Source organism: uncultured Sulfitobacter sp. (genome assembly GCF_947500075.1).
Taxonomy (GTDB): domain Bacteria; phylum Pseudomonadota; class Alphaproteobacteria; order Rhodobacterales; family Rhodobacteraceae; genus Sulfitobacter.
Window position 1 is genome coordinate 1 of the sequence record NZ_CANMQS010000003.1, and the last position, 12,005, is coordinate 12,005.

A 12,005-nucleotide genomic window follows, 5' to 3' on the forward strand; every position below is an offset into this window, starting at 1 on the left:
TGCCGTGGTCAACGTGGCCAATCGTGCCGATGTTGACGTGCGGTTTCGTGCGTTCAAACTTTTCCTTTGCCATGGTGGTAGCACCCTTTTTGATATTGAGGGGCCACGCAGGCCCGGTCTGATATGGCGCGCGATGTATTTGGTCTGCGCCCTAAAATCAAGCAGGTCTTCGCACCAATGGCAGTCGAAACGACTATTGTGTTACTTCCGCCGCCGGAACAGCGCTTTCTTCCAGCTGTTCTGCCGCAGGCGCACCGTTGAACCAGCCTTCTTCGCTGTTCTTCTTGACCAGAAAATTCTCGATCTGTTTCGCTGCGTTCTGGCTGAGATTCTTCAACTGTTCCTCGGCGGACTTGGTGTAGCCGGAGCCGACCACAGGCCCCTGATCGAAGGATTCAAACACAGTGATCTGATGCGGTTCCGGGGTCAGCTTCTCGTTCTTGGCATCATCCCAAAGGGTGAAATTGATGATCAGGATGGATTTGGGCGCAAGCACCAGCGGAATGCCGGGCTGAGCCAGAACGTAGCCCTCAACGCTCATCCCGAAATGATAGTTGCGCGTACCTTCATATCGGCCAAATCGCTCTTCGGTGGCGTCCGCCAGAGCCTTGGCGAGCACCTCCTTGCTCACTTCCCGGCTCAATGGACCTTTGACGGCCTTGGGGGCGACAGCAACGTTGTGCACCAGATTGAAGTCACCAAGGGCAACAGGCGCCTCATCCAGATCGCGCGCACCGTTACATGCCGCCAGCATCGCCACTGCCACGAAAGCTGCCAGTATACGGCCCATGATGTTCCCCTTTACCCTGAATACCTGTGCCCTTGCGGATACCTTATGCCCTGACAGGGTGCAATCAAATGCCGCGTTGGCAGGCCCGGCGCGGCCACCTATCCTTGCTGTGTGACCACAGGAGCCGCCATGCACCGCCCCGCCCTCCCCGTTCGTGTCCCGCTGGTGACACAGCCCATGGGCCTGCTGAAAAGCCTGTCCGAGGCACGGCGCAATGTGCTCAGCATCATTCCGGACGTGGCAACGCGGCAGCCGATTGTGTCAGGCAGAACCGGCAAACGCTGGCACATGGTCATGGACCCCGACGCCATCCGCGAAATCCTGCTGAACCGGGTTGAGGATTACCCCAAATCCGTCGTGACCAAGAACCTGCTGAAACCCGCCATCGGGGACAGCCTGTTCATTGCCGAAGGCGCGCATTGGCGCTGGCAACGGCGGGCCGCCGCGCCTGTGTTCTCACACCGCAACGTGATGAACCTGTCGCCGATCATGACCGCCGCGGCGGAACGTGCTGTGGCGCGTGTGGCCGATGCAGGCCCACGGGCGGTCAACATGCTGGATGAGATGGTGCAGACCACCTTTGATGTCATTGGCGATGTCACGTTTTCCGGCAATGACACGTTTAACCGCGATTCCGTTCACAAGGCGATAGATCATTATATCTCCGAGGCCGGGAAAATCGGGCTCTTTGACGTGCTGGGGTTTCCGGACTGGGTGCCTCGGCCCGGTCGGATCATGTCTGCGGCGGCTTTGGATGAGATGAAGCAAATGGCAGATGACGCTGTGACCGCCCGCGCGGCACGCGGGCCAGATGGGACGCCGGACCTGCTGGACCTGCTGCTGGCGGGCGAAGACCCGAAAACCAAACGGCAGATGAACACGGCTGAAGTGCGGGACAATCTGCTGACCTTCATCGTGGCAGGCCATGAAACCACCGCTTTGACCCTGGCCTGGGCGATGTATCTGGTGGCCTTTGATACAGAGGTTCAGGACCGCGCGCGCGGGCAAGCGCAGGCGGTCTTGCAAGGCCGCGCCTGCACCGGTGTGGATGTGGAGAACCTGCCCTACATCCGCATGATCATTGACGAAGCCCTGCGGATGTATCCCGCCGCCGGGATCATCTCCCGCACGGCGCAGAAGAAGGACACGCTGTGCGATCAGGACATCCGGCCCGGTGACACAGTGATGATCCCGATCTACGCGCTGGGACGGCATGAAGCCTTGTGGGATGACCCCAACAGCTTCCGGCCTGAACGCTTTGCCGACCGCAGGACCATTGATCGCTACGCCTATCTGCCCTTTGGCGACGGGCCCCGCATCTGCATTGGTGCCTCCTTTGCCGTGCAAGAGGCGGTGATCATCCTGGCCACGATGCTGTCGCGGTTCAAATTCACTGCCGTGCAGGGCAAGGAGCCTGAGCCGGTGATGATCCTGACGCTGCGGCCAGAAGGCGGGGTCTGGCTGACAGCGGAACCCGTTTGACGCAGATCGTTTTCTTTCAAAGAAAACGGACGGAATTTTTCAAAAATTCCGACTCTTAACGGCAAATACTGCGCAACGCCTCCCAATCCGCGTCCGACATTGACGGCTGATACGCCACACCCTCTTTCACCGCAGCCCGCGCCGCATCAATGCGGCTGCCAAGCGACGGATGGCTCAGGAAATGGGCCTGAAGACCAACCCGGTCCCCGGACTGCGCGCGCAGCGTCTCAAACATGTCACCCAGCCCGCCGGGGCTGATACCGGCGTTCTCCAACAAGTCATAGGCGAAGGCATCCGCGCCGGTTTCCGCCGCCTGACTGTATTGCGCGGAAATCAACCGCTCGCTCAGAAACAACACCGCAGCACCGCCGGCAAAATCGCCAAACAGCAGCCCCAGCACACCGATGGATCCGGCAGAGCGCAGCGCATGCCGCGTCGGATCACGGCTGGCAACATGGCCAATCTCATGGGCCAGCACGGCTGTCACGCCATCTGGTCCATCTGCGGCCCGGATCAACCCGTTGAACAGCACAACATACCCCCCCGGCAGCGCAAAGGCGTTGACCATTGGGTGATCCAGCACCAGCACGGTCAGCCCATCCGCATATTCCGTGCCTTCGGTCAGCCTGTCGGTAAGGGCGGCAAGGGCAGCCTGCCCTTGGGGGGCTTCACAAATCGGGATCTCTCCCAAACCGGAGGTATCCAGTGCTTCGCGGATGTGACCCAGCGTGGTCTCTCCCAATGCGCGCTCCCCCTTGGGGGGGATGAACCCGGCAAGGTTATCGGCCAGCAGCGGCACCAGCACGCCGATCTGCAACGCCACCGCAGCAATGGCCCCAACGGCCCAGGCCGCCAATCGGCCTCGGCCTTTGGGCGGGGCGCGGCGGTTAAGGTGCGGCAGGACCCGGAGCCAGCCGGTGTCCTTGACGATCAGCCGCGCAACGGGATCTTGGATCGACCGCAGGATCGCGTTGGTCTTGGCCGCGCTGTCGGGCAAGCGGCGGATGTCATCGTAAGACCAGCGCACCTCACGCCCATCTGACAGCGCCATCACCACCTCTCGCCCCTGCAACTGCGGAGAGACCGCAAAGGGTTCAGGTGTATCGCCATCAAAGTAGGAGGCTCTGTCCGGTATCAGACCGCTCATATCGCCGCCCCCAGATCCAGCGCCTCGGCAAAGCCTTCGGCTTCGGCAAAAGCGTCCCGCTCGCGCTGGCTGACGCGGCTCAGGCCCGACACGTCAGGCAGGGTCGTGGTCAGCGCCATGTGCCGCATCAGCGGGAAGGTCACGAAAGTGTTGTGCAACACGCCCCACATCAGAAAGACGAACAGATACATCGCACCCAGCGCCACAAAGGACAGCCAGCGCGGCAAATCCACACCGCCGATCTCCACGCCCAGATAGCTTTCAACAACACTCGGACCGAATATTCCGAACGCGGCCATCACCAGCGCCACGATCCCCACGACAAGCGCCATGTAAGAAATGAAAATGCCAAGGCTGTAGATCATCGCGACACGTGGCGCGCTCAGTCCGGAGGCTAACCTCACCCCTGGCGCATGTTTGTGATTGGCCATGATCCGTTTGGACACCCAGCGGTAATAGATCATGCCGTATCCCACAACCGACAGCGACACCGTCAAAAGCCAAAGCCGCTCTGGCGCGTTCCATTCATAAAACAGACGCCCGCCATCAAAAATGAACTCAAACGTGCGGAGGAATTCACCATCCGCCATTGCCGTTTCGGGCAATATCGGATCAAGGACAATCACCCACAAAAGAATGACCGCCGTCATCGCAACACCACCCAGAAACGGCCAGGCGGCCCGGTAGAGCATCGGCCAGTTCCCCCCCTGCACCAGCTTGGCAGAGCCGAAGAAGGTCCGGTCAGTCTTATATTTCTCCAGCAGAAACGTCATGCGCGGCCAGAGGATGCCAAGGGTGATGATGGTCAGTACCCAATACCACAAGGCGCGGCCAGCATAGCCCCATGCGCCTTTCTCCAGCCCGAAGCGCACCGCGCGCCATCGGGTCCGGGCCAGCACGTAGCGCCTTGCGCGGTAGCGCGCATAGAACCACAGCGGGATGACGCCTGCAAAGCTGGCCGCATATCCCACCCATGAAGCGCTGAAGATGGAGAAACTGGCGAACATCAACAGCAGGTTAAGAATACCGATGTAGAACGTCAGCACCACCACGGCGATGAAAAAGCCAAGGAGCTTCTCAAACGGATCGCCCACGTATTCCAAGGGGTGACCACCGGGCCGCATGGCCGACCAATACCAGCGCCGCAACCGGGTTTTCATCCAGAACCGATAGAAGCCCAGCGTCAGAACCGTCAGGACACCTGTGCGGAAAGCCAGGCCAAACAGGGCGCCCCGCTTGCCCACAAAATCAACCTCAAGCCCCTGATTATCCGTGCTTTCCCCGGAAGTTACTGAATCGTTCATTCCTGTCCCCGCAGGGGCAACATCAGGTCTTGGCGGGGCGGCCCATGGGCCTGTGGGGGCTGTTGTGTCGCTCATCGACCGTCAGCTGTCAGGTAAATGTGTTATCACGAGGGAAACCGCGTGGCGCCATTCGGCCCGCCGTCGCGCGCTTGCCAGTCCATTCGCTCAGATCATTCTCAGTGCGCGTCCGCCCGGCAGGGTCATGCCAGCTCAGCCCCTCTGCCGCGAAATAGGTCGTGGCATCCGACAATCCGCCGTCCTTGTACTTTTGCAGCCGCACGCCCTTGCCGCGGCCCATCTCAGGCAATTCTTCGAGGGGGAACACCAGCACTTTGCGGTTCTCGCCCACGCAGGCGACCATGTCGCCCGCGACCGGATGACAGACCAGCGCGCGGGTCTCTCCGCGCACGTTCAGCACCTGCTTGCCGCTGCGGGTCTGGGCCACAACCTCATTTTCCGGCACGACAAACCCGTCACCCGCATTGGACGCCACCAACAACTTGCGCCCCGGCTTGTGGATAAACAGCGCGACGATCTGCGCCTCGTTCGGCAGGTCGACCATCAGGCGCAAAGGCTCGCCCATGCCGCGCCCGCCGGGCAGGTTCACGGCAGAAACCGTGTAAAAACGTCCGTTTGAGCCGAAGACCAGCAACCTGTCCGTTGTCTCCGCATGGAAGATGAAGCGCGGGCCATCGCCGTCCTTGAATTTCAACTCGCGTTCCAAATCGATATGGCCGGTCATCGCGCGGATCCAACCCATCTCCGAACAGACAACGGTGATCGGTTCCTTGTCGATCATCGCTTCCAGCGGCACGTCTTCAACTTCGCCCGCCACAGCAAAGGTCGTGCGCCGCGCGCCCCCTGCGTAATCCTTGCCGAATTGCTTCTTGGTCGCGCGCAACTGGTCAGTGATCGCGGCCCATTGCAGGTCTTCGCTTTCCAGCAAATCCTCCAGCCCCGCGCGCTCTTCCATCAGCGCGCTCTGCTCGCGCAGCAATTCCAGCTCTTCCAAGCGACGCAAGGACCGCAGACGCATGTTCAGGATCGCATCGACCTGCACATCGCTCAACTCCCCCTCACCCGGCGCGGGGGAGACGTAATCCTTCTCATCCATCGCGCGGACGTGGTCTTTGCTCCAGTCCTCGCGCATCAACGCGGGTTTGGGATCGTCGTCATAGCGGATGATGTCGATCACCCGGTCGAGGTTCAGGAAGGCAACGATGAACCCTTCCAACACCTCCAGACGGTGATCAATCTTCTCCATCCGGTGGGTGGAGCGCCGCTGCAATACCTCACGCCGGTGATCCAGGAAAGCGCGCAGCACCTCCTTCATCGAGCAGACCTTGGGCGTCACCCCGTCGATCAACACGTTCATGTTGAGCGAGAACCGCACCTCAAGATCGGAGTTGCGGTAGAGCATGCCCATCAGCACCTCCGGGTCCACGTTCTTGGACCGCGGTTCAATGATCATGCGGATGTCTTCAGCGCTTTCGTCCCGGATGTCGCCCAGGATCGGCACTTTCTTGGTCTGGATCAGCTCCGCGATCTTCTCGATCAGCTTGCCCTTCTGGACCTGATAAGGGATCTCCGTCACGACGATCTGCCACTGCCCGCGGCCCAGATCCTCAACCTCGTAGCGGCAGCGCAGACGGAAGCCGCCCTTGCCCGTGCGGTACGCTGTGGCAATGTTCTCTGGCGGTTCAACAATGATGCCGCCCGTGGGGAAATCGGGTCCGGGCACAAAATTCAGCAATGTGTCGTCGCGGCAGTCGGGCGTCTTGATCAGGTGAATACAGGCGTCACACAACTCCGCAATGTTGTGCGGTGGAATGTTTGTGGCCATGCCCACGGCAATCCCTGCCGCGCCATTGGCCAGCAGGTTCGGGAACTGCGCAGGCAAGACCACAGGTTCGGTCAGTCGGCCATCATAGTTCGGCCGAAAATCAACCGCGTTTTCGTCCATGCCCTGCAACAGCGCTTCGGCCACGGCGGTCATCCGCGCTTCGGTATAGCGTGACGCCGCCGGGTTATCCCCGTCAATGTTGCCAAAGTTGCCCTGCCCGTCGACCAGCGGATAGCGGACGTTGAAATCCTGCGCCAGACGCGCCATCGCATCATAAATCGCGGCATCCCCGTGGGGGTGAAAATCCCCCATCGTGTCGCCGCTGATCTTGGCGGATTTCAGAAAGCCACCTGTCGCCGTCAGCCGCAGCCGGGACATTGCGTACAAAATCCGACGGTGAACCGGCTTCAGCCCGTCGCGGGCATCCGGCAGGGCGCGGTGCATGATCGTGGACAGCGCATAGGTCAGATAACGCTCCCCCAGCGCCCGGCGCAGGGGTTCAGAGCTGTCGCGTGGCTCTGCTTGGGGGGGATCATTGACGTCTGACATAGGCTGATCCCGTGTTTAGCCATCTGTGCGGGGGGCGACAAGCGGCGCTTTGCATTCTGACGCAGCTAACTGCGGCCCGATCGCAACGGGGACTTATTTTTGCCTTTTCCCCTGCGACGACTCACCAGATCAATGTTACACACATGCCTTGGGGGGAGTTTTGTGTTAAGCTCCGTAAATGTCTGCTACCGGAGTATTCCGATGAAAAAGTTCATTCTGCTCACTTTTGGCTTTCTCGGCTGGGCTTTCTACGAGATGAGCGGCGGTGCCGATTTTGTGCCTGCCAGCGCCTTGGTTGCGCCCGTGGAAGAAACCGTTCTGGCCGTTGTCTCCGCCGATGAACCCGCCCTCCCCGCAGACACAGAAGAAACACCTGCGGTTGAGGACGATGTGCAGACCTCTTTCGTGGACACCGATCCACCGTTGGCTGAACCGTCCAATGACGTCACCCGCGTGGCGCTGAACCTGACAACATTGCAGGATGTGCTGGATGACAGCGCCGATGTGGTTGAGGAAGTGGCGACGGCACAAGAAGACGACACCGGCGTGCCCGTAAACCCCGGCTTCAGCGTAGCGTCTGCCGATACACCTGCGATCATCCCCAGCCTGCTGACCGGCTCGGACGAAGCCGTGACCGAAGCCCTGACCGTTGCGACGGCATCCGGCGATATCCGCACCGTATCGGGCAACCGCGTCAACGTGCGTGGCGGACCCGGCACGGATTTCGGCATCGTGTCCCGCCTGGTGCGCGGTGATGCTGTAGAAGTGTTGCAGGACGATGGCACCGGCTGGGTTCTGATGCGCCCCTTGGATGGGGACGTCGAAGGCTGGATGGCAGACTTTCTGCTGACCAGCGGCTGACCCACAGCACAGATTGCAAAACGCGAGCGAACCCGCGATGAAGGCCTTCCCAAGTGGAGGCCTTTTTCATGTCGGATCCTGACACGCGCAAATCCATCCTCATTACAGGGTGCTCCAGCGGCATCGGTCTGGAATGCGCGCGCGGCATGAAGGCGCGCGGCTGGCGGGTGTTTGCTGCTTGCCGTCAGGCCGTCGATTGCGACCGTTTGCGCGCCGAAGGGTTTGAGGCTCCGCTGATCGACTACACCGATGAGAACACGATCCATGCCGGGCTGAAAGAGGTGCTGGACGCCACCGGCGGGACGTTGGATGCGCTCTTTAACAATGGCGCCCATGGGTTACCCGGCGCGGTGGAAGACCTGCCCACCGATGCCCTGCGCGCGATTTTCGAGGCGAATTTCTTCGGCTGGCACACGCTGACGCGGGCGGTTCTGCCGGTGATGCGGGCGCAGGGGTCAGGGCGCATCGTTCAGTGTTCTTCCGTGCTTGGCATCATCACCATGCCCTGGCGCGGGGCCTATAACGCCAGCAAGTTCGCACTTGAAGGGCTGACCGACACATTGCGGATCGAAATGCACGGCACGGGCATCCAGGTCTCCCTGATTGAACCGGGGCCCGTTACATCTGACATCCGCGTCAAATCCATCCCCCATTTTGAGCGTTGGATTGATTGGGAAAACTCCCCCCGTGCGGATGAATACCGCAGCGGCCTGCTCAAGCGGCTCTATCATTCCAGCGGGCCGGATCAGTTTGAACTGCCACCCGCGTCTGTGCTGAAACGCCTGATCCACGCGACTGAGGCGCGCCGCGCACAGCCGCGGTACTATGTCACCACGCCCACCTATTTCGCCGGTGCTCTGCGCCGATTGCTGCCCACCCGCGCGCTGGATTGGGTGTTGCGGCGGTAATGGGGGTTGCTGATACCGCCATTCCGCCTACATCACGCGGATAAGAGAGGGGACACCCATGTTTGAAGATCCACTGTTTATCGTGGTGCTGCTGGCCGTACTGGCCGTGATGGTGGTACTGATGATCGGCCTTGGCGGCTTTGCCGGGGGCGGTGCGTTCAACAAGAAGAACGGCAACAAGATGATGCGCTACCGGATCATCGCACAGGCGATTGCGGTGCTGCTCATCGTGGGATTTGTCTATCTGCGAAAGGACACAGGCTGATGGTTGTACTCAACAAGATTTACACGCGCACGGGCGATGGTGGCACAACCGCTTTGGGCAATGGCGACCGGGTGGCAAAGCATGACCCGCGCGTCGAAGCCTACGGCACCTCGGATGAGTTGAACTGCTTTGTCGGTGTGGCGCGCCTGTCTGCCGAAGGGGAGACGGATGATGCCCTCGCCCGTATTCAGAACGACCTGTTCGATCTGGGCGCGGATCTGTGCCGCCCCGACATGGCCGCAGATGCCGAAGCGGAATACCCGCCTTTGCGCATGACACCCGAACAGGTGGATCGGCTCGAATCCGAAATTGATGTGATGAACGCAGCGCTTGAGCCCCTGCGCAGCTTCATCCTGCCGGGTGGCTCCCCTTTGGCCGCACAACTGCACGTCTGCCGCACCGTGGCGCGCCGGGCAGAACGGCTGGCCGTCCTGCTGGCTGAAGACACCGCAGTAAATGAGGCAGCCGTGAAATACCTCAACCGCCTCAGCGACTGGTTCTTTGTCGCGGCCCGGATGGCCAACAATGCCGGCAAAGACGACGTGCTTTGGGTGCCGGGGGCGAACCGCTAGGCTGACGGCGCTTCTGGCTCCCACAACTCAATCGGATTGCCTTCGGGATCATGCAAATGGGCGAATTTACCGATCCCCGGCATGTCATCCAACCGTGTGCAGGCAATCCCGGCCTCCTCCAACTGCGCCAGCATCGGCTCCAACCGGGCAACGCGGAAATTGACCATGACCGCCTTCTCAACCGTGAAATAGGTGGTATCGGCCGCGAAAGGCGCAAACACCGTCGGCCCTCCGCTGGCAACCCAAGGTTGCCCTTCGGCTGTTTGAGGCACCAGATCGATGCCCAGATGATCCAGATACCACCGCGCCAGTTTTTCCGGCGCTGCGGCGCGAAAAAACAGCCCCCCGAATCCCAGAACTTTCTCCATCCCGATCTCCCTTCTTGCACATGGGTGCATGAGGTTGGCGCTAACAGCGCATCAGACGTGACGTTCTAACACATTTTACGGACGATTTTTCACTGTTTCAACCGATGCGAACGCTATATCACATGCCAGAGATTTGCCGTGCCGGGACTCTGGCGCATTGAAAAAACCAAGGAGAGTGACGCTCATGAAGGTGCTTGTACCTGTCAAACGCGTGATTGATTACAACGTGAAAGTCCGCGTGAAAGCGGATGGATCGGGTGTTGATCTTGCCAACGTGAAAATGTCGATGAACCCGTTTGACGAGATTTCCGTCGAACAGGCGATCCGCCTCAAGGAAGCGGGTCAGGCGGATGAGGTTGTGGCGGTTTCCATCGGTGTGAAGCAAGCCCAGGAAACCCTGCGGACCGCTTTGGCCATGGGCGCAGACCGCGCGATCCTGGTTGTTGCGACCGACGATGTGCACAACGATATTGAGCCGCTGGCCGTTGCCAAGATCCTCAAAGGGATCGTCGACGAAGAGCAGCCCGGCCTCGTGCTCTGCGGCAAGCAGTCCATCGACAACGACATGAACGCCACCGGGCAGATGCTCTCCGCGCTGATGGGCTGGTCACAGGCAACCTTTGCATCCGAAGTTGAGATCGCAGGCGACAAGGCAAAAGTCACCCGCGAAGTGGACGGCGGTTTGCAGACCATCGAGGTCTCCATGCCCACCGTAATCACGGTTGATCTGCGCCTGAACGAGCCGCGCTATGCGTCGCTGCCCAACATCATGAAGGCAAAGAAAAAGCCGCTGGATGAGAAAACTCCGGCGGATTACGGCGTCGATGTCGCCAACCGTCTTGAGATCGTCAAAACGTCCGAGCCGGAAGAGCGTGCGGCAGGCATCAAGGTCGGCTCTGTGGATGAGCTGGTCGAGAAACTCAAAGAAGCGGGGGCTGTGTAATGGCTGTTCTACTCCTTGCAGAAGTAACCGATGGCGAACTGGCGATGGACGCCACGGCAAAGGCCGTGACGGCTGCCAAGCAATTGGGCGATGTGACTGTTCTGGCCGCAGGCGGTTCTGCCGCCGCTGCGGGCGAAGCTGCGGCGAAGATCGACGGCGTGTCCAAAGTGCTGGTCGCCGAAGACGCGTCCCTGGGCCACCGTATGGCGGAATCCACGGCGGCGCTGATCGTGTCTCTGGCTGGCGATTATGAGCATATCGTGGCTCCGGCCACGACCGATGCCAAAAACGTCATGCCCCGCGTGGCGGCGTTGCTGGATGTGATGGTGATCTCAGACGCCTCTGGCGTTGTGGATGGCAACACGTTCGAACGCCCCATCTATGCAGGCAACGCAATCCAGACTGTCAAATCAACGGATGCCAAGAAGGTTGTCACCTTCCGTGGCGCATCTTTTGACGCGGCAGGCGAAGGCGGCTCGGCTTCAGTGGAAACCATCGGAGCGGCGGCTGATCCCGGCCTGTCCTCCTGGGTCGAAGACAAGGTTGCGGAAAGCGACCGCCCGGAGCTGACATCGGCAGGCGTTGTTGTCTCCGGTGGTCGCGGTGTCGGGTCTGAGGAAGACTTCGCCCTGATCGAAAAGCTGGCGGACAAACTGGGTGCGGCTGTTGGCGCGTCCCGCGCGGCGGTCGATTCCGGCTACGCCCCCAACGACTGGCAGGTTGGTCAGACCGGCAAGGTCGTCGCCCCTGAGCTTTATGTTGCTGTCGGCATCTCCGGTGCGATCCAGCACCTGGCGGGCATGAAAGACAGCAAGATCATCGTCGCGATCAACAAGGACGAAGAAGCGCCGATCTTTCAGGTGGCGGACTTCGGCCTCGTGGCAGACCTGTTCGACGCGGTGCCAGAGCTGACGGAAAAGCTCTGAACACAGCATCACGCTGCGTCCCAGATCCAGTGCAAGGCCCGCCAATG

The 12,005-nt window shown here is 60.6% G+C and carries 12 protein-coding genes; 7 read left to right on the forward strand and 5 right to left on the reverse strand.

Features of this window, described 5'->3' with window-relative positions; translation table 11 throughout:
• Positions 1–193: 193 nt before the first annotated feature.
• Positions 194–790 carry a hypothetical protein gene (locus Q1A91_RS09705; protein WP_299876227.1) on the reverse strand — a complete coding sequence of 199 codons (597 nt, stop codon included), beginning with the start codon at positions 788–790 and terminating at the stop codon, positions 194–196.
• 129 nt (positions 791–919) lie between these two features.
• On the opposite strand from Q1A91_RS09705, the gene Q1A91_RS09710 reads away from it, so the two are divergent.
• Complete coding sequence (locus Q1A91_RS09710; protein ID WP_299876229.1) at positions 920–2,272, forward strand: cytochrome P450; 1,353 nt, start codon at positions 920–922, stop codon at positions 2,270–2,272.
• 55 nt (positions 2,273–2,327) lie between these two features.
• Here Q1A91_RS09710 and Q1A91_RS09715 read toward each other — a convergent pair whose 3' ends face one another.
• From Q1A91_RS09715 to parC, 3 genes are all read right to left on the reverse strand, one after another.
• Positions 2,328–3,419 carry a M48 family metallopeptidase gene (locus Q1A91_RS09715; protein WP_299876231.1) on the reverse strand — a complete coding sequence of 364 codons (1,092 nt, stop codon included), beginning with the start codon at positions 3,417–3,419 and terminating at the stop codon, positions 2,328–2,330.
• Complete coding sequence (locus Q1A91_RS09720) at positions 3,416–4,723, reverse strand: DUF898 family protein (protein ID WP_299876232.1); 1,308 nt, start codon at positions 4,721–4,723, stop codon at positions 3,416–3,418. The genes Q1A91_RS09715 and Q1A91_RS09720 overlap by 4 nt, the downstream gene beginning before the upstream one ends.
• Positions 4,724–4,811: 88 nt before the next feature.
• Positions 4,812–7,115, reverse strand: coding sequence for a DNA topoisomerase IV subunit A (parC, locus tag Q1A91_RS09725; RefSeq protein WP_299876234.1), 2,304 nt, complete (start codon positions 7,113–7,115; stop codon positions 4,812–4,814).
• 201 nt (positions 7,116–7,316) lie between these two features.
• On the opposite strand from parC, the gene Q1A91_RS09730 reads away from it, so the two are divergent.
• The 4 genes from Q1A91_RS09730 to Q1A91_RS09745 all read left to right on the forward strand — a co-directional run bounded on the left by Q1A91_RS09730 (position 7,317) and on the right by Q1A91_RS09745 (position 9,721).
• Positions 7,317–7,976 carry an SH3 domain-containing protein gene (locus tag Q1A91_RS09730; protein ID WP_299876236.1) on the forward strand — a complete coding sequence of 220 codons (660 nt, stop codon included), beginning with the start codon at positions 7,317–7,319 and terminating at the stop codon, positions 7,974–7,976.
• A gap of 68 nt (positions 7,977–8,044) precedes the next feature.
• The gene (locus Q1A91_RS09735) at positions 8,045–8,884 is read left to right on the forward strand and encodes an SDR family NAD(P)-dependent oxidoreductase (protein WP_299876238.1); all 840 of its coding nucleotides are present in this window, start codon (positions 8,045–8,047) and stop codon (positions 8,882–8,884) included.
• A 58-nt stretch (positions 8,885–8,942) separates the two neighbouring features.
• Positions 8,943–9,149: a twin transmembrane helix small protein gene (locus tag Q1A91_RS09740; protein ID WP_299876240.1), complete on the forward strand. Its 207-nt coding sequence runs from the start codon at positions 8,943–8,945 to the stop codon at positions 9,147–9,149.
• Positions 9,149–9,721 (forward strand): cob(I)yrinic acid a,c-diamide adenosyltransferase, encoded by a 573-nt coding sequence (locus tag Q1A91_RS09745; protein ID WP_299876242.1) that lies wholly within the window; start codon positions 9,149–9,151, stop codon positions 9,719–9,721. The genes Q1A91_RS09740 and Q1A91_RS09745 overlap by 1 nt, the downstream gene beginning before the upstream one ends.
• On the opposite strand, the gene Q1A91_RS09750 is transcribed toward Q1A91_RS09745, so the two are convergent.
• Entirely contained in the window at positions 9,718–10,089 is a 372-nt protein-coding gene (locus Q1A91_RS09750; protein ID WP_299876244.1) for a VOC family protein, read from the reverse strand. The genes Q1A91_RS09745 and Q1A91_RS09750 overlap by 4 nt on opposite strands.
• Positions 10,090–10,273: 184 nt before the next feature.
• Here Q1A91_RS09750 and Q1A91_RS09755 point away from each other — a divergent pair, with 184 nt between their 5' ends.
• Together Q1A91_RS09755 and Q1A91_RS09760 are read left to right on the forward strand one after the other, a co-directional pair.
• Entirely contained in the window at positions 10,274–11,032 is a 759-nt protein-coding gene (locus Q1A91_RS09755; RefSeq protein WP_299876246.1) for an electron transfer flavoprotein subunit beta/FixA family protein, read from the forward strand.
• Positions 11,032–11,958: an FAD-binding protein gene (locus tag Q1A91_RS09760; RefSeq protein WP_299876249.1), complete on the forward strand. Its 927-nt coding sequence runs from the start codon at positions 11,032–11,034 to the stop codon at positions 11,956–11,958. Before Q1A91_RS09755 ends, Q1A91_RS09760 begins: the two co-directional genes overlap by 1 nt.
• Positions 11,959–12,005: the final 47 nt, after the last annotated feature.